Origin of the sequence: Massilia antarctica (assembly GCF_015689335.1) — a bacterium.
In the GTDB taxonomy this organism is placed as follows: domain Bacteria; phylum Pseudomonadota; class Gammaproteobacteria; order Burkholderiales; family Burkholderiaceae_D; genus Telluria_A; species Telluria_A antarctica.
On the sequence record NZ_CP065053.1, the window covers coordinates 2,859,408 to 2,880,345 of the forward strand.

Sequence of the window (20,938 nt, forward strand, 5' to 3'; positions counted from 1 at the left end):
CGGCCTTATTTGCAGCTGCGCGATTCCTGGCCCGGAAAGCGCGCCACGATCGCATCGACCTTGGCCTTGGCGGCCGGTTCGAGCGCGCGGAAGCGGTAGGCCATCCTGGTCCCCTGGCTGGTGCGCCCGGCCACCTTGGCGCCGTTCACGCCCTGCTTGGTGAGCGTGGCCAGCAGGGTCTGGGCCGACGTCTCCGACTTGAACACGCCCAGCGAAATCGCATACTTCATCGGGCTGTTGTCGTTCATGATAAAGAAGCTGGTGATGCCGAGTTCCTTCAGTTCGGCCGCCTTGCGGTCGGCCGCTTCCTTGCTGCCCGCCGAAGGGATGAACACGATATGGCTGGTGACCTCGGGGACGGCGACGTCCTCGCGGGTCTGGCGGTGGCCCAGGGCCAGCGGCGAGAGCATGGCCTCGAAGCGGCGCGCATCGGCCGGCGCAAAATTTCCGACCACTGTGCAGGCCACCAGGTCCGGCTTGGGTTCCTGCTTCGGCTCCGGTTTGGGTTCCGGCTTCGGTTCCGGCTTCGGCGCGGCCGGCTTGGTCATCACCAGTACCGGCGTGGGCGGCGCGACCACCGGCTCGGGGTCCGCGGCCGCTTCCGCGTCGGGCGGCGGCACGGGACGGGCGGCGACCAGCTTGATGTTCTCGGTGGCGAGCTGGTTGCGCATGCGGCCCGGTTCGCGCTCGTTTTCCCTGAAGTTGCCGAGCATGCCCTGGCCGTACGCGAACAGCACGGCATTGACGGCAAGGAGGGTCCAAAATATGAATTTCAACACGGGCTATCCTGGAGTGGCGAAGACGTGACGGTGGAATGAAGGCCGATCAGGACGATATTATCGACGATTCGGTGGTCAAACGGGAGCCTGAGCACGGGAGCGATGTACTGGGCCGCGCCGCCCGAGACGATGCAGGTGCTGGCGCCATGCAGCGCGCAGGCGCGTTCGATGGCGCCGGCCTGCGCCGACAGGCAGCCGGACAGGATGGCGTCGGCGGTATTGTCGGCAAAGCCGGCCGGCAGGGTGGCGCCCGGTGCGACCTGGGGCAGCTGCGCCGTATTGCGCGCCAGCGAAGTCGCCATCAGGCCCAGGCCGGGCAGGATCATCCCGCCCAGGAACACGCCGTCGGCGCTGACCGCGTCGATGGTGGTGGCGGTGCCGCAGGTGGCGACGATGAGCGCCTGGCCTTGTGCCAGCGCGCGCGCGCCGAGCGCCGCGGCGAAACGGTCGCAGCCGAGCTGGGACGGATTGCGGTAGGCGTTGCGCATGCCGGCCAGCTGCGCCGTCGATGCGAACCAGCTGATCGCGGTGGTCGGAATCATCAGTTGCAGCTGGTCGTGCAGCTTGCCGCCGGCGACATTCGACACCAGCGCGCGCGTGACCGCGTGCTGGGCCCAGCTGGCCGGCAGGTGATTCAGGTCGGCGTGGGTGACGGCGCCGCTGGCGACCCAGGTGCCGGGCGCGGCGCCATCCTCGGCCAGGGCCCATTTGATGCGCGTATTGCCGGCGTCGATCAGCAGCAGCATCTCAGTGCTCCCGCACGCGCAGCGACACGTCGCCGGCGACGATGGCGATGCGCCCGCCGGCCGTGTCGAGCAGCAGGCGCGCGCCATCGTCGACGCCGGCGGCCACGCCTTCATGCAGGGTGATGGCGCGGTCGATGATGAGGACCGGCAGGCCCTGGTAAGCATGCAGGCGGTTCCAGCGCGCGCAGAAAGGCGCAAAGCCGCCTTGCGCGAACTGGCCGAGGTTCGCGGCCAGCACGCCGAGCAGCTGCGCCATGAGCGCATTGCGGTCCATCTGCGCCAGCCAGGGGGCGGCCGCCACCTTGCGGCCGATGCGTTCTTCGATCTCGTCGGGCATGAGCAGATTGAGGCCGATGCCGATCACCGCCCACACGCCGCCGCCGGGTGCCGCCTGGGTTTCGATCAGCACGCCGGCCAGCTTGGCGCCGTCGCGCAGCACGTCGTTGGGCCACTTGAGCTGGACCGGCACGCCGAGCGCGCCGAGGGCGTTGGCCAGCGCCACGCCCACGGCCAGCGGCAGCCCGGCCAGCTCGCGCAGCGGTCCGGCAAAATGCCAGGCCAGCGAAAACGTCAGCGCCGAACCGGGCGCCGACAGCCAGCTGCGTCCGGCGCGCCCGCGTCCGGCCGTCTGGTGCACGGCTACGCGCAGCACGGGGCGGCGCAGGCCGGCGGCGCGCGCCAGCAGGTCGGCGTTGGTCGATCCGGTTTCGGCCACGACTTCGATATCGATGCCGGCCGCGCCGCAGGCACTGGCGATGGCGGCGGCGTCCAGGCCCGCGCTGGCCGTGGCGACGAGGGCGTGGTTCATGGCGTTTCCCTGCGTGCCGTACGTGCCTCACGTGCCTTACGGGGCGCGTTGACGAAGGCCAGGTCGTACAGGGTATCGGGCAAAAGCCGCAGCAGCTTGGCCACCACCCCCATCTGCCACGGGATCACGCGGTAACTGGTGCCGGCGGCAATGGTGCGCGCGGCCCTGGCGGCAAAGCGCGCCGGCGACATCAGGAAGGGCATCGGATAAGCGTTATGTTTGGTCATGGGCGTATCGATGTAGCCGGGCGCGATGGTCACCACCTTGACGCCGTGCGGCTTGAGTTCGAGCCGCAGCGATTCGCAATAGACGCGCACTGCCGCCTTGGACGCGCTGTAGGCGCCGGCGCCGGGCAAGCCGCGCACGCCGGCCACGCTGCCGATGCCGACCAGGCGGCACGGCGTGGACTGCGCTTTCATGGTGGCGATGAAGGGCGCGAAAGTGGCCACGGTGGCGCTGACGTTGGTGGCGAGGATAGTGTCGAACACCGGCAGGTCTTCGGCGAATTCGGTCAGGGTGCCGACCGATATGCCGGCGCAGGCGATGACGATATCGGCGCCGCCCTGGCGTTCGATGAAATCAAGGGCGGCCGCTGCCAGCGCGGCGCGGTCGGTGACGTCGAGCGCATACACCAGATGGCGTTCGGGATTCGGCAATTGCGCGCGCAGGGTGTCGAGCGCGTCGCGGCGGCGTGCCACCAGGCCGACGGTGGCGCCGCGGGCGGCGTACTCGCGCGCCAGCGCCGCACCGAGCCCGCTCGACGCGCCGGTGATGAACACGCGGTTCATTGGGCGCGCGCCGGCATGATTATTTCTTTTCCGCTGCCGCTTTGGCGACCAGGTGATCCATCACTTGCAGCGCCATTTGCTGTTGCTGCGCTTCGGTCGCGACGGTCGCGCTGCTGCCGGCCAGGTTGGGCGACGTGATGTACTTGCCGGCGATGGCGACCTGCGGCCACTCCTTGACCTGGTACGACGCCACCATGCTGTTGGCGCGCGCAAGCTTGGCCTGGACGCCGAACGAGCGGTAGGCATCGGTGAATTTGGCGCGCTCGATGCCGGCGCTGGCGGCCCAGTCGAACACCTGCTCGTCGTTGGCGAAGCGCTGGTGCTGCTCGTGCATCGCGCTAAACACCCTGGCGTGGTATTGCGGCGCCAGGCCCATCGATTCGAGCGTGTAGTACAGGCGCTGCTGCGGCACCACGGCCGGCGTGTGGCCGAGGTGGACGCGCTTGAAGACGATCTTGTCGCCCTGCTTCTTGACCCACTCGGCCAGCGCCGGCTCGAAGCTGGCGCAGTGAGGGCAGTAGTAGGCGAAAAATTCGGTGACTTCGACTTTCTTGCCGGCGTCGGTGTTTTGCGCCTCGGGCAGGGTCTGGTAATCGGTGCCGTTGACGGGCGCCTCGGGCGACGCCGTTGCGTGGGCGCCGGCGCCGCACAGGGCCAGCGCGAGCATGATCTTGAAGAGAGTAGGCATGCGGATTTTCCGTAGTGTCGTGGGTTATTTCTGGTTGCGCACGATGGCGACGTCGATGCCGGCGTCGACCAGTTTGGCGCGCGCCTTGTTCATCGCTTCGACCTGTCCGTAAGGGCCGATGCGCACCCGGTGCAGCACGCCGCTGTCGTTGGCGCGCTCGCTGATGACGGCCTCGAAGCCGAGCAGGGCGAGCTTGGCGCGCGTGTTTTCGGCGTCGGCCACTTCGCGGAAGGCGCCGGCCTGCAGGTAGTAGGTGATTTTTTCCTCGGCTGCTTCGGCGGGCGCGGAAGGGGTCACGTTCTGGGCCGGCGCGTGTGCGGCGGCGGCCACCTGGGGTGGCGCCGGTGCCGGTGCGGGTGCCGGTTTTTCCGGCTTTTCAGGCTTTTCCTTCATGTTGGCGATGGCCGCGCCGAGCGGATCGGCTTCGGCCGGGGTGGCGGCCTTGGGCTTGTCGGTGATCTGCTTGTTGGCGGCGCGCGCCGCTTCCTTGTTCCCGTACAGCGGCTTGTTCGGATCGGCCGCCTGGCCGGCGGTCGGCTCGCCCATCTTGCCGGCCTTGCCGGTTTTGTCGGTAAATGGCGTCGCGCCCTTGGTGATCGCCAGCGCGACCGCGACAGCGATCACCAGGCCCACGATCAGGCCGATGACGATGCCGGTGAGGGTATTGCCTTGCTGGTGCTTGAGCGGTAGTTTGAGCCGAGGGCGGGAATCGCGTGTCATTGGAGCTTTCAATCGAAGAAACGGTTACATTTTTTCCGGCGCCGACACGCCGATCAGGGCCAGGCCGTTGCGCAGCACCTGGCGCGTGGCCGCGATCAGTGCCATGCGGGCCAGCTTGAGCGGCTCGTTGTCTTCTATCAGCACGCGCTCGGTGTTGTAGAAGCTGTGCAGGTCGGCCGCCAGCTCGCGCAGATAGAACGCCACCTGGTGCGGTCCCAGCTCTGCGCGGGCACGCGCCAGCATGTCGGGATAGGCCGCCAGGTTGGCCAGCAGTGCCATTTCGGTGGGAGCCGTCAGCGGCGCCAGGTCGACCGAGGACAGCGACGACAGGTCGGTGCCGAACTTGTCGAGCACGCGGCAGATGCGGGCGTGCGCGTAATGCACGTAGTGAACCGGATTTTCGTCGGTGGTCTTGAGGGCGACGTCGACGTCGAACACGAATTCGGTGTCGGCCTTGCGCGAGATGAGGAAGAAGCGCACGGCGTCGCGGCCCTTGTCAACGTCGCCGTTGCCGGACCATTCGATCAGGTCGCGCACCGTCACGTAGGAACCGGCACGCTTGGAGATCTTGACCTCTTCGCCGTCCTTCATGACGGTGACCATCTTGTGCAGCACGTAGTCGGGATAGCCCTGCGGGATATCGAGGCCGACCGCCTGCAGGCCGGCGCGCACGCGCGCGATGGTGCCATGGTGGTCGCTGCCCTGGATGTTGATGGCCTGGGCGAAGCCACGCTGCCATTTGACGACGTGGTAGGCCACGTCCGGCACGAAGTAGGTGAAGCCGCCTTCGGACTTGCGCATCACGCGGTCCTTGTCGTCGCCGTAGTCGGTGGTGCGCAGCCACAGCGCGCCGTCCTGCTCATAGGTCTTGCCGGCCTTGATCAGGGCCTCGACGGTTTTTTCGACCTTGCCGTCGGCGTACAGCGACGATTCGAGGTAGTAGTTATCGAACTTGACGCCGAAGGCTTGCAGGTCGATATCCTGCTCGTTGCGCAGGTAAGTGACGGCGAATGGGCGGATCGAATCGAGATCGTCGACATTGCCGCTGGCGGTGGCGGGCAGGCCGTCGCTGGCCGAGACGGTTTTGCCCGCCAGGTAATCGGTGGCGATGTCGGCGATGTAGTCGCCGTTGTAGGCCGACTCCGGCCATGCGGCGTCGCCCGGCTTGAAGCCGCGCGCGCGCGCCTGGACCGAATTGGCCAGGGTGGCGATCTGCACGCCGGCGTCGTTGTAATAGAACTCGCGGGTGACCGCGTAGCCTTGCGAATCGAACAGGGCGGCCAGGGCGTCGCCCAAGGCGGCCTGGCGGCCGTGGCCGACGTGCAGCGGACCGGTCGGATTGGCCGACACGAATTCGAGGATCACTTTCTTGCCGGCGCCGGCCTCGCTGCGGCCGTAATCCTTGCCCTCGGCGAGGATGGCCTTGACCACCGACTGCTTGGCGGCGGCGGCCACGCGCAGGTTGATGAAACCGGGGCCGGCGATATCGGCGCTGTCGACGAGGCCCTTGCCGGCCGGGTTATCGAGCAGCGCCGCGACGATTTTCTGGGCCAGCTCGCGCGGATTCATCTTGAGCTGCTTGGCCAGCTGCATGGCGATATTGCAGGCGATGTCGCCGTGCGACGGATCGCGCGGGCGCTCCAGGACCACGGACGGCGTGATGCCGGTGCCGTCGAGGACAGGGGTGAGGGCGGCCTGGAACAGGGCGGCGATTTCTTGTTTTTGTGAGGCGAGCATGAGCGGTGATCTGTAGAGTAGTCGAGCGGTGGCGGTGCCACGGGCAATAGTAGCTCAATTATACTGGTTTGCCGCCCCTCTGAGTCCGCCCGCGCAAGCCATCGATAGCGCCCCCACCCCCAGAATCCCCGAACCGGGGTCTGACCTCTGATTAGCAATGAAATCATTGTTTTCTACATCCTCGGCAGTAATAAGCCGGCTTGGCCGTCGCGCATGGAATCCCCGAACCGGGGCCTGACCTCTGATTAGCAATGAAACCGTTGTTTTCTACATCCTCGGCAGTAATAAGCCGGCTTGGCCGTCGCGCACGAGGCGGATGTGCCCGAGAGGACTTTTTCCACATGCAAAAGCGTTGATCTGCGAAAAATATTTCGAATCAGAGGTCAGACCCCGGTTGTAGGATTTTTTACTTGGGTAAGCGTTGGGCGTTGGAAGAATGTGTTGTCATAAAGGATCGTTTAAGCCTGTGCGGGGGGCTAACCCGGTACAATTGCACCTTTATAAAGTAGCGCAAAGCAGACCCGACCATGACCAACAAGCGCCCGACGCTCTCCATCAAACCCGCCGCGCCCAAGGCGGATAAAGCGGCGCCGCCGCGCATGCGCGCCAGTTTCGAGGTCAAGCCCGTGCTGCAGCCCGGCTATCGCCCCGATCTGAAACCCGATTCGCTCGCGCTGTGCCTGCTCGGTGCGGCCAATGCCGTGGCCCAGGTGCGCGGCGGCGCAGCGCTGCCGCAGGCGCTGCTGACCGCGTTCGGCGTGACCGCCGCCGCGCCCCAAGCGCGCGGGGCGATCCAGGATATCGCTTACCGCACCATGCGCCAGCTCGGCCGCAGCGAAACCTTGCTCGGCCTGATGACGTCGAAGGCGCCGGAGCCGCCGATGCTGGCCAGCCTGCTGTGCTGCGCCCTGACCCTGATCGATACGCCGGACGGCGCCGAGCCGCCGTATGAAGTATTTACCGTCGTCGACCAGGCCGTCACCGTGGCCAGTTCGCATCCGGACATGGCGCACGCCAAGGGCATGGTCAACGCCGTGCTGCGCCGCTTCCTGCGCGAACGCGAGGAGCTGCTCAAGACGGCGCTGATGCAGCCGGTGGCGCAATGGAATTATCCGCAGTGGTGGATCGACGCCGCCAAGGCCGCCTATCCCGGCAACTGGCAAGCCATCCTCGCGGCCGGCAACGCCCAGCCGCCATTGACTTTGCGCGTGAACGTGCGCAAGACGACGGTCGAGGCATACATACAATTGCTGGCCGGCGCCGGCATGGGCGCCACCCAGATCGGCCCGTCCGCCGTGCGCCTCGACAAGGCGCTGGGCGTGGCCCTGATTCCCGGTTTCGACGAGGGCCTGGCCTCGGTGCAGGACGCCGGCGCGCAGCTGGCCGCGCCGCTGCTCGATGTGCAGGACGGCATGCGCGTGCTGGACGCCTGCGCCGCGCCCGGCGGCAAGACCTGCCATCTGCTGGAACTGGCGCAGCTGGACCTGACCGCGCTCGATTCCGATCCCAAGCGCCTTGAGCGCGTCGGCGAAAATCTGGAACGCCTCGGCTTGAGCGCGACGCTCAAGGCGTTCGAGGCGCAGACCAGCGTGTGGTGGGATGGCCAGCAGTTCGACCGCATCCTGGCCGACGTGCCGTGCACGGCGTCGGGCATCGTGCGGCGTCACCCGGACATCCGCTGGCTGCGGCGCAAGGGCGATGCACTCCAACTTGCAACACTTTCGGCCAAAATTCTCGACAACCTTTGGCAGATGCTGCGCCCGAATGGTAAATTGCTGTTCGTGACATGTTCGCTCTGGCCCCAGGAATCGGAGGCGCAGGCCGCCGCATTCGCGGTGCGCCACAATGCGACCCGCCTCGCCGCGCCGGGACAGTTGCTTCCGACCGGTACCGCCGTGCAGGATCATGACGGATTGTTCTACGCCCTGTTTCAAAAAAACGCGACGTAACGGGTCCTTCGACTATGCGAACCTTTAAGATTCTGGCCCCCCTGTGACACAACGATTTTTCCGCCTTCTTGCCTGCCAGCTGCTGCTGATGTTCGCGTCCGTGTGCGCGTGCGTGCCGGCGTGGGCGGCGGACGTGGTCGACATCACGCATGCCCATATCGAGGCAACCGACGAGGGTTACCGCCTGGCGGCCAGCTATGCCTTCGAGTTGAACGAGGGGCTGGAAGACGCCATCAAGCATGGCGTGCAACTGTACTTCACCACCGAAATCGAACTGACCCGCCCGCGCTGGTACTGGTATGACGACAAGGCGGTGTCGGCGCGCCAGACCATCCGCATCTGGTACAACGTGCTCACGCGCCAGTACCATGTGTCGGCGCTGGGCAGCATGGCGCAGAGTTTTCTCACCCTGGACGACGCGATGGTGTTGATCCGCCGCCCCAGCCGCTGGGTGATCGCGCCGAAAGGAGCGCTCAAGCGCGGCGAGACGTACAACGTCACCGTGCGCATGTTCATGGACCGCGAACTGCTGCCCAAGCCGATGCAGGTCAATGCGCTGAACAATTCCGACTGGCGCCTGGCTTCCAAGAACAAAATCTTCCCCTACACGGCGGAATAAGCGGTGAATCAAGCCTTGCGCTATGCAGTGATGGTCGGCGCCGCCGTCGTCAGCATCCTGCTGTTCCTGCTCGCCTCGGCGTCCGACAATTCCGGCTTCTTCGACCGTTACTACACATGGCTGCTCGGCCTGAACGCGGCGGTGGCCGGCGCGCTGCTGGTGTTCGTGGTGGTGGCGCTGGCGCGCCTGTATTCGCGCTATAAAAGCGGCAAGTTCGGCTCGCGCCTGATGGCGCGCCTGGTGATCCTGTTCGCCGGCATCGGCATCCTGCCCGGCCTGGTCATCTTCCTGGTGTCGGTGCAGTTCGTGTCCAATTCGATCGAGTCCTGGTTCAACGTGAAGATCGAGGCGGCGCTGGAGTCGGGCGTGAGCCTGGGCGTCGCCGCGCTCGACCAGGCACGCAGCGAACTGGGGGCGGTCGGCGAGATCAGCGCGGCCACCATCGCCGGCCAGGATGTGCTGGCCTCGCACGATATCCTCACGCGCCTGGTGCGCGAGCAGGAGGGCATGCTCAGCGCCGTCATCGTGGGCCAGGATGGCAGGACGATCACCAGCGCGGCCGAAGGGCGGCGCGACCTGATGGCCGATTTGCCGACGCCGGCCATGCTGCTGCAGGCGGTGATGCCGGGCGGGTATTCGGTGGCCGAGGGCGGGGTGGAGCGCGATTTCAAGGATGTCAACGGCAACCACGGCGGCACGGCCAATGCGCTCGACGGCGCCACCAGCCTGCGCCTGCGCGTGGTGCTGGCCATTCCCGAGCCGCCGGGCGCCGCGCCGCGCTTTTTGCAGCTGATGCAGGCGGTGCCGGTCAAGCTGGCGCTCAACGCCGAGGTGCTGCGCAACGCCTACAGCGAATACCAGGAGCGCTTCGTGGCGCGCACCGGCTTGCGCAAGATGTATATCGAGACATTGACACTGACCTTGCTGCTGGCGATCTTCGGGGCGATCGCCAGCGCGTTTGTGATCGCCGGCAAACTGGCGCAGCCCTTGCTGGTGCTGGCCGAGGGCACGCGCGCGGTGGCCGAGGGCGACCTGTCGCCGCGCCCGATCGTGGCCACCTCCGACGAACTGGGCACGCTCACGCAATCGTTCAACACCATGACCGGCCAGCTGTTCGAGGCGCGCAGCGCGGTCGAACGCAACCGCGCCGCCCTGCAGAGTGCCAAGGCGCACCTGGAGTCGGTGCTGGACAATATGTCGGCCGGGGTGATCGTGCTCGACGCCGACTCGAACGTGGTCAGTTCCAACGAAGCGGTCGAGCGCATCCTGCAGCACGACGTGGCCGGCCACATGGGCATGGCGCTGGCCGCCATCGATGGGCTGGAACTGTTCGCGGCGGCGATCGCCAGGGCGTTTTCGGCCCAGAGCGCGCAGAGCGCGGCCGGCTCGCCGCGCAAGCAGACCCACTGGCAGCAGGAGATCGAAATCCCGCGCCGGCTCGGCACCAGCGACGACCATGACATCACCCTGCTGGCGCGCGGCTCGCGCTTGCCGGTGGGCGCCGGCAGCGGCTACATCGTGGTGTTCGACGATATTTCGGACGTGATTTCGGCGCAGCGCTCGATGGCCTGGGGCGAGGTGGCGCGGCGCCTGGCGCACGAGATCAAGAACCCGCTCACGCCGATCCAGCTGTCGGCCGAGCGCATGCAGATGAAGCTCGAAGCGCGCCTGCAAGGGGCCGACCGCGACCTGCTCAACAAGGGCACGGCGACCATCGTCAACCAGGTCGACGCCATGAAGCGCATGGTGGACGACTTCCGCGACTATGCCAAGGCGCCGCCGGCGGTGCTCGACAAGCTCGACCTGAATGCGCTGGTGGGCGAAATCCTGCATATGTACCTATCCGGCGACGAAAGCGATATTATTCATGCTGAGCTTGCCGCCGGCCTGCCCTCGGTGATGGGCGATGCGACGCAATTGCGCCAGGTAATCCACAATCTGCTGCAAAATGCCCAGGATGCGATGAGCGAGCGCGCTCCGGACGCCGCGCCGGCGCGCATCGATATCACGACCGAGGCGATTCATTACCAGGGCGCGAACGGGGCCGGCACCGCGGTGCGGCTGTCGATTGTCGATAACGGGCCGGGATTCGCCCCCAAGATCCTGTCGCGCGCATTCGAGCCGTATGTCACGTCGAAGGTACGCGGGACCGGGCTGGGACTGCCGATGGTGAAGAAAATCGTCGATGAACACGGCGGCAAGATCGAGATACAGAACCGCAGTGACGGAACTGGCGCGTCGGTGTTGATTTTACTGTTAAAGTTAGCACCGGCCAGCGTTGTGGCGTAAGCGTTGAACTAAGAATAAAATCGCGGCTGTGAGCGGTATGCGCTGCATGCCATTGGAGCGGGCAAAAAGAGGAAGGCAAACACATGGCAAACATTCTCGTAGTTGATGATGAAATGGGCATCCGCGAGTTACTCTCGGAAATCTTGGGCGACGAAGGCCATGCCATCACGCTCGCCGAAAACGCGCAGCAGGCCCGTGACGCGCGCGCGGCGGGGGCACCGGATCTGGTGCTTCTGGATATCTGGATGCCCGATACCGACGGCGTCACCCTGCTCAAGGAATGGCAGCGCGACGGCTTGCTGACCATGCCGGTCATCATGATGTCGGGGCACGCGACCATCGATACGGCGGTCGAGGCAACCCGGATCGGCGCGCTCAACTTCCTCGAGAAGCCGATCGCGCTGCAAAAACTGCTCAAGGCGGTGCAGCAGGGCCTCACGCGGGCCCAGGAAGTGGTGCGCGCCCCGGTGATCGCGCCGCGCCCGATGCTCGCGCCCCAGCCCGAGGAAAGCCCGATGACGGCCTCGGCCATGTTTTCGGCGCAAACCCCGCAATCGGCCATCGCGCCGCGCATGGGCGGCTTGCCGAACGGGGAAGGGCATGGCTTCAACCTCAGTTTCGACCTGCCGCTGCGCGAGGCGCGCGATGCCTTCGAACGCATGTATTTCGAGCATCATCTGGGGCGCGAGGGCGGCAGCATGACCCGCGTGGCCGAAAAAACCGGTCTCGAACGCACCCACCTGTACCGCAAGCTCAAGCAACTCGGCGTCGAGCCGGGCAAGCTGGCTAAAAAGAACGGATGACCGCAGCGCCTGCGCGCAGGGCTGCCCTGACCCTGGTCACGGGCGGCTCGGCGCCGCAGCGCGAGGCCGCCATCGCGGCGTGCCTTGAGCGCTCGTCCGCCGCCGGCCTGTGCGCCGTGCTGCTCGAAGGGCTGGCGTCCGGCCAGACCCTGCTATCCCCCTCCCACGACCTGCAAGTGCAGCGGATCGCGCCCGGCTGCCTTTGCTGCACCGGTAATCTCGTTTTACGTGTAACATTAAATCGGATCCTGCGCCTGCGCCCCGAGCGACTGTTCATCGGGCTGGCCGCCACGGACCACCTTGATCAGTTGAGATCGTGGCTGCAAGACCCGCCATACGATCAGCTGTTGGAACTGACAGCGGACATGCACACTTGAAATCGGTCCGCATAGCCCCACCTGCCCTGATGAGCACAGTGGAACGTCTGATCGAGTGAAGGAGCAAACATGAACATGATCTACAACAGTGAACAGTACAGCGTGGTCGAGTTCGGCGTCGATCACAATCTCGAAGCCTTGCGCTTCGGCGGATATGAAATCGTCGACAAATCCGGACGCCGCGAAGCCTTTATCGGCGGCAAACTTGCGCAATCATTCAGGCGCGACGTCAACAACCTGATCGCCAGCGAACCCACCATGGAAGAAATCGACGATTTCCTCGGTTCCTACGACTCGCTGATGAGCCAACCGGTGTTGTTGCACTAATATTCGGCAGGTGCCGGGATGGCCGCTGGCGGTCTCGCCAGCGCGGCGCTGTGACCGGCAAAAATTCGTTCCCGCGCGGGGCAGGCTGTCTTGCGCGGGAATGCAAGGACAGGCAATGCGCCGGCGTATCGAGTCGATACGCATCCATCGCCAGCTTCGCACCAGCCTCGGAGCGCCAACCCGAACATGGTATTCTGGCGTGATGTGCCAACTCCTCGGAATGAACTGCAATGTCCCTACCGACATTGTTTTTAGCTTTACCGGCTTCGCCATGCGCGGCGGCCGCACCGATACCCACCACGATGGCTGGGGCATCGCCTTTTTCGAAGGCGCCGGCGTGCGCCATTTCGTCGATCACCAGGCTGCCGTCGAGTCGCCTGTCGCCGAACTGATCAAGCGCTATCCCATCAAGTCGAAAAACGTCATTGCCCATATCCGCAAGGCGACTCAAGGCCATGTGGCCCTGGAAAACTGCCATCCCTTCGTGCGCGAGCTGTGGGGCCGTTATTGGGTGTTTGCCCACAACGGCGACCTCAAGGAGTTTGCGCCCACCCTGAACGGCCCGTATCGCCCGGTCGGCAGCACCGACAGCGAAAAAGCGTTCTGTTTCCTGCTGCAGGAATTGCGCAAGCGCTTCGGCGACACGCCGCCCGCCTTGCCCTTGCTGCGCGCCGCGCTCAAGGAACTGGTCGCCGCCGTTGCCGTGCATGGCACCTTCAACCTGATGCTGTCGGACGGCTCGGCCCTGTTCGTCCATTGCTCCACCAAGCTGCATTACGTGGTGCGCCAGCATCCTTTTGTCACGGCCAGCCTGTCCGATGAAGATGTGAGCGTTGATTTTTCTCAAGTCACCACGCCGGAAGACCGGGTAGCCATTATCGTCACCGAACCGTTGACGACCAACGAACGGTGGACCGCGTTCGCACCCGGCGAATTCAACGTGTTCGTGGACGGGATGTCAATACAGGAGCGCTAAGTATTTCCTCCACGCACTGGTATTAATTAGGTTACATTACCGGCTGTTATTATCCATATTTACAGGACAGATGAGCCACGACTCCGACCTAATGGCGCAGCAGATGCCAGTGCGGGATTTTTATCTGGGGCGCCAGCCTATCCTCGACCGCCAGCAGGGGCTGTACGGTTACGAGATGCTTTTTCGCAACGCTCCGGTCAACGTGGCCGAGATCGACAGCGACGTCGCCGCCACCGCCACCGTGATTGCTCACACCGCCCAGTTGGGACTGGAAAAAGTCATTGGCGATGCACACGGCTTCCTGAATGTGGACGCCGAAGTGCTGATGAGCGACATTTTCGTGTTCCTGCCGCGCGAACGGGTGGTGCTGGAAATTGTCGAGGGCATGGCGGCCAGCAAATCCATGCTCGACCGCATTGCCGACCTCAGCACCCATGGCTTCCGCTTTGCGCTCGACGATGCGCGCATCGACGCGCCCGACGTGCAACTGCTGTTGCCGATGATCGACTACGTCAAGCTCGACGTGCGCACCATGCCGCTGGCGTCGCTGACGACGCTGGCGCCACGCTTCCAGCGCCATCACAAGAAGCTGATCGCGGAAAAAATTGAAACGCGCGAGGAATTCGAGGCTTGCCTCGACTTGGGTTTCGACTATTTCCAGGGCTACTATTTTTCCCGGCCGGCGGTCATCAGCGGGCGCAAGCTGTCGCCGTCGCAGCTGACCGTGTTGGAACTGATGAGCCTGGTTACCTCGGATGCCGACAATATCGAGATCGAACGTGCCGTCAAGCGCGACGTGACCCTGGCGTTCAACCTGCTGCGGCTGGTCAACACCCCGGCCATCGGCATGCGCCACCGCATCGATTCGGTCAGCCAGGCGGTGACCATCCTCGGGCGCCGCCAGTTGCAGCGCTGGCTGCAGATCATGCTGTATGCCGAACCGGCGCGGCGCGGCAGCAGCATGTCGCCCCTGCTGTTGCTGGCCACCACGCGCGGCCGCTTGCTCGAACTGCTGGCGCAGCGCTTGCGCCCGGGCCAGCGCAATGTGGCCGAAATCGCTTTCACGGTCGGCATCATGTCGCTGATGGATGCCCTGTTCGGCACCCCGATGACCGACATCGTCGAGCAGATTCCCGTCATCGACGAGGTAGCGCACGCGCTGTTGCGGCGCACCGGTTTCTTCGGCGACCTGCTGCACTTGGCCGAATGCATCGAGCGCATGGAAGAATGCGACGACCAGGTGATGCCCGCATTGCGCGAATTGGCTATTTCCAGCGAAGAACTGATCGAGCTGGAAGTCGCGGCCTTCGAGTGGAGCGACGAGGTAGTGCGTTTCGCCATTTAGCGCGCAGCAGGGCGGCCTTGCTGCCGGTGGCCCTGCCCGTGACGCCGGCTATGTGCAGCCCGCTATGTACCGCCCGCCCATTGCTTGTGCAGGTCCGGGTCGCTGCGCAATTCCCACAAGGCCAGGACGATGACGGCGATGCCCACGACGAGGCTATTGTTCATCATGGGGCCGCGGTCGGCCACGGCGGGAATCCACGGAGAGACGGCCACCCACACGCCAGCGAGCAGGTTGACGCCGACGGACCAGACGTAGGTTTTGTAAAGGTCGAACGCGGCGAGCACGGCGATGACCGCACCCGCGAACCAGGCATTCATGGCCTGCGGGGTGTTGGCGGGGTAGGCCAGCACCCAGGGTGAGACGAACAGCCAGAGGCCGAGCAGCAGGATCGCCTGATCCTGCCACCGCCTGGCGGAGCGTTGGATTTCCATATTGCCTCCTGAACGCGATGTTCGGCGCGGAAAGCACGACCAGGGAGATGCGCCGATACTCCCCAGCCTACAGGGAGTTAGGCAGCTAAAACACGGAAAAGTTCAGCCGATGGGCTGCGCCCTACGACAGATTCGGGGCCAGCCAGCGCTCCAGGTCGTCTTTCGGCACGCCACGGCGCGCGGTCATGTCGTTCAACTGGTCTTCGCCGATCTTCCCGACCACGAAATACTTCGCTTCCGGATGGGCGAAATAGAATCCCGATACCGCCGCGCCCGGGAACATGGCGAACGACTCGGTCAGTTCCATGCCGATGTCCTGCGCCTGCAATACCTTGAACATATCGGCTTTCACCGTATGCTCGGGACAGGCCGGATAACCGGGCGCCGGACGAATACCGGCATAGCGCTCGCCGATCATGTCGTCATTCGACAGATTCTCGCCCGCCGCATACCCCCACAAATCGGTACGCACCCTTTCGTGCATATATTCGGCGAAGGCTTCGGCCAGACGGTCGGCCAAGGACTTGAGCATGATCGACGAATAATCGTCGTGCGCATCTTCAAAGCGCTTCTCGTATTTTTCAATTCCCAGCCCGCTGGTCACCGCGAACATGCCGATATAATCCTTGATGCCCGACGCCTTAGGCGCGATAAAATCGGCCAGGCACTGGTTCGGCCGCTGCACGCCATCGACCAGCGGCTTGACGCCTTGCTGGCGCAAGCCGTAATAGGTGAATGCCACCGTGGCGCGCGTCTCGTCGGTATAGACCTCGATATCGTCGTCGTTCACGCTATTGGCCGGCAGCAGCGCAATGACGCCATTGGCAGTCAGCCAGCGTCCTTCGATGATTTTCTTGAGTAGCGCCTGGCCTTCCTCGAATACCTTCGACGCCGCCTCCCCGACCACCTCGTCGGTCAGGATCGCGGGGAAGGGGCCGGCCAGGTCCCAGGTCTGGAAGAACGGACCCCAGTCGATGTATCTGGCCAGGGTGCCCAGGTCGACATTCTTGAATTCGCGCCGGCCGATGAATTTCGGCCGCACCGGTTCGAACGCCAGGGCCATCTTGTTGGCGCGCGCGGCGGCCAGCGACAGGATCGGCAGCGCCTTCTTGTTGGCGTGCTGCTCGCGGATGCGCACATAATCCTGGGCGATGTCGTCGATGTACTGGTCGCGGCTTTCCGGCGTGAGCAGGGACTGCGCCACCGACACCGAACGCGATGCGTCCGGCACATACACCACCGGCCCGTCATAGTTGTGGGCGATCTTCACCGCCGTGTGGGCGCGGCTGGTGGTGGCGCCGCCGATCAGGAGCGGGATCTTGAGCATGCGGAAGTGCGGGTCGCGCTGCATTTCCTTGGCCACGTGCGCCATCTCTTCCAACGAGGGCGTGATCAGGCCGGACAGGCCGATCATGTCGGCGTTTTCGACCTTGGCGCGCGCCAGGATTTCGGAGCAGGGCACCATCACGCCCATGTTCACGACCTCGAAGTTATTACACTGCAGGACCACCGAGACGATGTTCTTGCCGATGTCGTGGACGTCGCCCTTGACGGTGGCGATGACGATCTTGCCTTTCGGTTTGGCGACGATGCCGGTGCGTTTTTCTTCCAGCAGTTTTTCTTCTTCGATGAAGGGAATCAGGTGGGCCACGGCCTGCTTCATCACGCGCGCCGACTTGACCACCTGCGGCAGGAACATTTTCCCTTGTCCGAACAGGTCGCCGACCACGTTCATGCCATCCATCAGCGGGCCTTCGATCACGTGGATCGGACGTCCGCCGTTGTGCAGCAATTCCTGGCGCGCTTCCTCGGTGTCCTCGACGATCCACTGGGTGATGCCGTGCACCAGCGCGTGCGAGAGGCGCTGCTGCACCGTGCCTTCGCGCCAGGCCAGGGTCTGCACGTCCTGCTTGTCGCCGGCTTTCAGGGTGCCGGCGATCTCGATCATGCGCTCGGTGGCGTCGTCGCGGCGGTTGAGCACCACGTCTTCGACGCGCTCGCGCAGTTCGGGCGCGATATCGTCGTACACGCCCATCATGCCGGCGTTGACGATCCCCATGGTCATGCCGGCCTTGATGGCGTGGTACAGGAACACGGTGTGGATCGCTTCGCGTGCCGGGTCGTTGCCGCGGAAGCTGAACGAGACGTTCGAGACGCCGCCCGAAATGCTCGCGTGCGGCAGGTTGTCCTTGATCCAGCGCGTGGCGTTGATGAAGTCGACCGCGTAGTTATTGTGCTCTTCGATGCCGGTGGCAATCGCAAAAATGTTCGGGTCGAAGATGATGTCTTCCGGCGGAAAGTCCACCTGCTCGGTCAGCACCTTGTAGGCGCGCGCGCAAATCTCGGTCTTGCGGGCGAAGGTGTCGGCCTGGCCCTGTTCGTCGAAGGCCATGACGATCACGGCGGCGCCGTAGCGGCGGCACAGGCGCGCCTGGCGGATGAATTCTTCCTCGCCTTCCTTCATCGAGATCGAATTGACGATGGCCTTGCCCTGCACGCACTTCAAGCCCGCTTCGATCACCGACCACTTGGACGAGTCGATCATGATCGGCACGCGCGAAATGTCCGGCTCGGACGCGATCAGGTTCAGGAAGCGTTCCATCGCCGCCTTCGAGTCGAGCATCGCTTCGTCCATGTTGATGTCGATGACCTGGGCGCCGTTTTCCACCTGCTGGCGCGCCACCGACAGCGCTTCGTCGTACTGCTCATTCAAGATCATGCGCGCAAACGCCTTGGAGCCGGTCACGTTGGTACGCTCGCCGACGTTCACAAAAAGAGAGTCGCCGTCGATGGTGAACGGTTCAAGGCCTGACAGGCGCTGCGCCACCGGAATCTCCGGCAGCGCGCGCGGCTTGGTGGTGGCCAGCATGTCGGCGATCGCCTTGATGTGGTCTGGCGTGGTGCCGCAGCAGCCGCCGGCGATGTTGATAAAGCCGCTGTCGGCAAATTCGCGCAGCAGCGAGGAGGTGTCAAGCGGCAGTTCGTCGAAGCCGGTGTCGCTCATCGGGTTGGGCAGGCCGGCGTTGGGGTAGATGCAGACAAAGGTGTCGGCGATCTGCGACAGTTCTTCGGCATAGGGGCGCATCAGGGCCGCGCCCAGCGCGCAGTTCAGGCCAATGGTGAGCGGCTTGGCGTGGCGCACCGAGTTCCAGAAGGCGGGCACGGTCTGGCCCGACAGGATGCGTCCCGACGCGTCGGTGACGGTCCCGGAAATCATGATCGGCAAGCGTTCGATGGCCGGGTGTTCGGTGAAATACAGGTCGATCGCGAACAGCGCCGCCTTGCAGTTGAGGGTATCGAAAATGGTTTCGACCAGCAGCACGTCGGAGCCGCCTTCGACCAGGCCGCCCACCTGCTGGTGGTAGGCCGCGACCAACTGGTCGAAGGTGACGTTGCGCGCGGCCGGGTCGTTCACGTCGGGCGAGATCGAGGCGGTTTTCGGGGTCGGTCCGAGCGCGCCGGCCACGAAGCGCGGCTTGTCCGGGGTGCTGTATTTGTCGCAGGCGGCGCGCGCCAGCCTGGCGGCGGCCACGTTCATCTCGCGGGCCAGATGGCCCATGTGATAGTCGTCCTGGGCGATGGTGGTGGCGCCGAAAGTGTTCGTTTCGATCAGGTCGGCGCCGGCGGCCAGGTAGCGCTCGTGGATTTCCTGGATGATGTGCGGCTGGGTCAGGGTCAGCAATTCGTTGTTGCCCTTGACGAAGAGTTCGCGCGCACCGCTGCCGGCCGGGGCGGCGAAGGTGGCGAAGCGCCCGTCCGGCCCGCCACGGTAGGCCACTTCATCGAGCTTGTACTGCTGGATGATGGTACCCATCGCGCCATCGAGGATCATGATCCGGCGCGACAGGATGTCGCGCAGCCGGGTTTCAGTCTTGGACATGGCGGGATGGGCGTTGGTCATGGTTGTGCTTTCAGTGGGCAGGTCAGGAGGCGGCCGGGAGCGGGCCTAAAATTATACGTCATCGTGCCCTTTTGGTTTTCCGGGGGCTTAATGATCAGTCTGCTTTGTATCGTTTTGTATTTAAAGGGCCGCTTGAAACAAGTTGATACAAAATATAGCGTGTCTGCAATCTTTACGTTACATGGGCCAAGGACAATCGCTCCGATGACGCCGCAGTGCGTCTTTACGGGGAATACATAAATGAACGATGATTTTCAAACCAGCTGGTCCGAGCCAGTATCCGTGCAGCAAGGTGACACCAGCACCGTGCAGCGCCCGCCAGTTGCCGCACCGCTCAAGCAGATCGTCACGATCCGCCTCGATGTCGACATGCTGAAATGGTTCAAGGCCGCGGGTCCGGGCTACCAGACCCGCATCAACCAGATCCTGCGTGAACATATGGAAGCGCAGCAGGCCGGGCGCGACGCGGACTAGGAAGGCAGGGCGGCTCAGTCGAGGCTGAGCCCGTCCAGAGGGAATCCCTTGAGAAACTCGGCCGCAGGCAGACGCTTGCCGCCGGGTTTTTGCAGTTCGGTCAGGCGCAGGGTGCCCTGTTTGCAGGCGATGACGATGCCATGCTGGGCATCGGCGGCCAGCACCTGGCCGGGAGCGGCGTCGCTGCCGGCGTCGAGCGCCTCGGCGCCCCAGATCTTGATGACCACGCCGTTGACCTCGGCGTGGGCGCCGGGGAAGGGGTTGAAGGCGCGGATCTTGCGGCCCAGTTCGGCCGAGGAGAGGGAAAAGTCGAGTGCGGCTTCTTCCTTGCTGATCTTGGCCGCGTAGGTCACGCCCGCCTCGGGCTGGGGCAGGGCGCGCAGGGTGCCGGCCGCGCGCGCGTGGAGGGCGTCGACGATCATGCGTGCGCCAAGGGCCGCCAGAGTGTCGTGCAGGGTGGCGGTGGTGTCGCCCGGGGCGATCGGTACCCGTTCCATCATCAGCATGGGGCCGGTGTCGAGGCCTTCTTCCATTTCCATGATGGTCACGCCGGTTTCCAGGTCGCCCGTTTCGATGGCGCGGTGGATCGGCGCGGCGCCACGCCAGCGCGGCAGCAGGGAGCCGTGGATGTTGATGCAGGGCTTGATGTCGAGGGTGCTGCGCGGCAGGATCAAGCCGTAGGCGGCGACCACCATCACGTCGTAGTCGGTGGCCATGAGGTGCGCGTGGGCTACGGCGGCCTGGGCGGCGCGTTCCGGGTCCTTGCTGTCGAGGCGCAGGGAGAGCGGCTGCAGCACCTCGATGTTGTGGGCCAGGGCGAATTGCTTGACGGCGGAGGCGTGCATCTGCATGCCGCGGCCGGCGGGGCGGTCGGGCTGGGTCAGGACGAGCGGAATCTCGAAGCCGGCTTCATGGAGGGCCTGGAGGGCGACGGCGGCAAACTCCGGCGTGCCGGCAAAGATGATTTTCATGGGATTCCTGGTTAAAACAGTTCAAAGTGCGCGCTGACTGTATGTCGAGAGCAACACTAAAAATAGGCAGCGACGCTAAAAACGACAGCGGCGCTAAAAATCGACGGCAACGCTAGAACCGGCAGCAACGCTAGAACCGGCAGCAACGCTAGAACCGACGGCAACGCTAGAACCGGCAGCAACGCTAGAACCAGCAGCAACGCTAGAACC

General features: G+C 64.6%; 19 protein-coding genes. 9 read left to right on the forward strand and 10 right to left on the reverse strand.

What is annotated here, in order from left to right:
* Positions 1-5 precede the first annotated feature (5 nt).
* The 7 genes from IV454_RS12905 to argS are packed head-to-tail and all read right to left on the reverse strand — an operon-like array spanning position 6 to position 6,266.
* Positions 6-779, reverse strand: coding sequence for an SPOR domain-containing protein (locus IV454_RS12905; protein ID WP_206091771.1), 774 nt, complete (start codon positions 777-779; stop codon positions 6-8).
* Positions 773-1,525 carry a type III pantothenate kinase gene (locus tag IV454_RS12910; RefSeq protein WP_054266249.1) on the reverse strand — a complete coding sequence of 251 codons (753 nt, stop codon included), beginning with the start codon at positions 1,523-1,525 and terminating at the stop codon, positions 773-775. The genes IV454_RS12905 and IV454_RS12910 overlap by 7 nt, the downstream gene beginning before the upstream one ends.
* A 1-nt stretch (position 1,526) precedes the next feature.
* Positions 1,527-2,333, reverse strand: a complete 807-nt coding sequence (locus IV454_RS12915; protein WP_206091772.1) for a biotin--[acetyl-CoA-carboxylase] ligase — start codon at positions 2,331-2,333, stop codon at positions 1,527-1,529.
* Positions 2,330-3,121 (reverse strand): SDR family oxidoreductase, encoded by a 792-nt coding sequence (locus tag IV454_RS12920; RefSeq protein ID WP_206091773.1) that lies wholly within the window; start codon positions 3,119-3,121, stop codon positions 2,330-2,332. Before IV454_RS12920 ends, IV454_RS12915 begins: the two co-directional genes overlap by 4 nt.
* Positions 3,122-3,140: 19 nt before the next feature.
* Positions 3,141-3,809 (reverse strand): thiol:disulfide interchange protein DsbA/DsbL, encoded by a 669-nt coding sequence (locus IV454_RS12925; protein WP_206091774.1) that lies wholly within the window; start codon positions 3,807-3,809, stop codon positions 3,141-3,143.
* 24 nt (positions 3,810-3,833) lie between these two features.
* A complete protein-coding gene (locus IV454_RS12930) occupies positions 3,834-4,529 on the reverse strand; it encodes an SPOR domain-containing protein (protein WP_206091775.1) in 696 nt (231 codons plus the stop codon).
* Positions 4,530-4,553: 24 nt separating this feature from the next.
* Entirely contained in the window at positions 4,554-6,266 is a 1,713-nt protein-coding gene (argS, locus tag IV454_RS12935) for an arginine--tRNA ligase (RefSeq protein WP_206091776.1), read from the reverse strand.
* Between the two features lie 527 nt (positions 6,267-6,793).
* Here argS and rsmB point away from each other — a divergent pair.
* The 8 genes from rsmB to IV454_RS12975 all read left to right on the forward strand — a co-directional run bounded on the left by rsmB (position 6,794) and on the right by IV454_RS12975 (position 14,951).
* Positions 6,794-8,215, forward strand: a complete 1,422-nt coding sequence (gene rsmB, locus IV454_RS12940; RefSeq protein WP_206091777.1) for a 16S rRNA (cytosine(967)-C(5))-methyltransferase RsmB — start codon at positions 6,794-6,796, stop codon at positions 8,213-8,215.
* 43 nt (positions 8,216-8,258) lie between these two features.
* Positions 8,259-8,834 carry a DUF4390 domain-containing protein gene (locus IV454_RS12945; RefSeq protein WP_229522212.1) on the forward strand — a complete coding sequence of 192 codons (576 nt, stop codon included), beginning with the start codon at positions 8,259-8,261 and terminating at the stop codon, positions 8,832-8,834.
* A 3-nt stretch (positions 8,835-8,837) separates the two neighbouring features.
* The gene (locus tag IV454_RS12950; protein WP_206091778.1) at positions 8,838-11,123 is read left to right on the forward strand and encodes a sensor histidine kinase; all 2,286 of its coding nucleotides are present in this window, start codon (positions 8,838-8,840) and stop codon (positions 11,121-11,123) included.
* Between the two features lie 83 nt (positions 11,124-11,206).
* Positions 11,207-11,926 (forward strand): response regulator, encoded by a 720-nt coding sequence (locus tag IV454_RS12955; RefSeq protein WP_054266258.1) that lies wholly within the window; start codon positions 11,207-11,209, stop codon positions 11,924-11,926.
* Positions 11,923-12,303, forward strand: coding sequence for a GTPase (locus IV454_RS12960; protein ID WP_206091779.1), 381 nt, complete (start codon positions 11,923-11,925; stop codon positions 12,301-12,303). The genes IV454_RS12955 and IV454_RS12960 overlap by 4 nt, the downstream gene beginning before the upstream one ends.
* 69 nt (positions 12,304-12,372) lie before the next feature.
* Positions 12,373-12,630: a BTH_I0359 family protein gene (locus tag IV454_RS12965; protein WP_054266260.1), complete on the forward strand. Its 258-nt coding sequence runs from the start codon at positions 12,373-12,375 to the stop codon at positions 12,628-12,630.
* Between the two features lie 202 nt (positions 12,631-12,832).
* Positions 12,833-13,606, forward strand: a complete 774-nt coding sequence (locus IV454_RS12970; protein ID WP_206092658.1) for a class II glutamine amidotransferase — start codon at positions 12,833-12,835, stop codon at positions 13,604-13,606.
* 70 nt (positions 13,607-13,676) lie between these two features.
* Positions 13,677-14,951, forward strand: coding sequence for an EAL and HDOD domain-containing protein (locus IV454_RS12975; protein WP_206091780.1), 1,275 nt, complete (start codon positions 13,677-13,679; stop codon positions 14,949-14,951).
* Positions 14,952-15,013: 62 nt separating this feature from the next.
* On the opposite strand, the gene IV454_RS12980 is transcribed toward IV454_RS12975, so the two are convergent.
* Together IV454_RS12980 and metH are read right to left on the reverse strand one after the other, a co-directional pair.
* Complete coding sequence (locus IV454_RS12980; protein ID WP_206091781.1) at positions 15,014-15,382, reverse strand: SPW repeat protein; 369 nt, start codon at positions 15,380-15,382, stop codon at positions 15,014-15,016.
* A 121-nt stretch (positions 15,383-15,503) separates the two neighbouring features.
* Complete coding sequence (gene metH, locus IV454_RS12985) at positions 15,504-19,262, reverse strand: methionine synthase (protein WP_206092659.1); 3,759 nt, start codon at positions 19,260-19,262, stop codon at positions 15,504-15,506.
* A gap of 261 nt (positions 19,263-19,523) precedes the next feature.
* On the opposite strand from metH, the gene IV454_RS33255 reads away from it, so the two are divergent.
* Positions 19,524-19,757 carry a BrnA antitoxin family protein gene (locus IV454_RS33255; protein WP_206091782.1) on the forward strand — a complete coding sequence of 78 codons (234 nt, stop codon included), beginning with the start codon at positions 19,524-19,526 and terminating at the stop codon, positions 19,755-19,757.
* A 14-nt stretch (positions 19,758-19,771) separates the two neighbouring features.
* On the opposite strand, the gene fmt is transcribed toward IV454_RS33255, so the two are convergent.
* Positions 19,772-20,728 carry a methionyl-tRNA formyltransferase gene (fmt, locus tag IV454_RS12995; protein WP_206091783.1) on the reverse strand — a complete coding sequence of 319 codons (957 nt, stop codon included), beginning with the start codon at positions 20,726-20,728 and terminating at the stop codon, positions 19,772-19,774.
* Positions 20,729-20,938 lie beyond the last annotated feature (210 nt).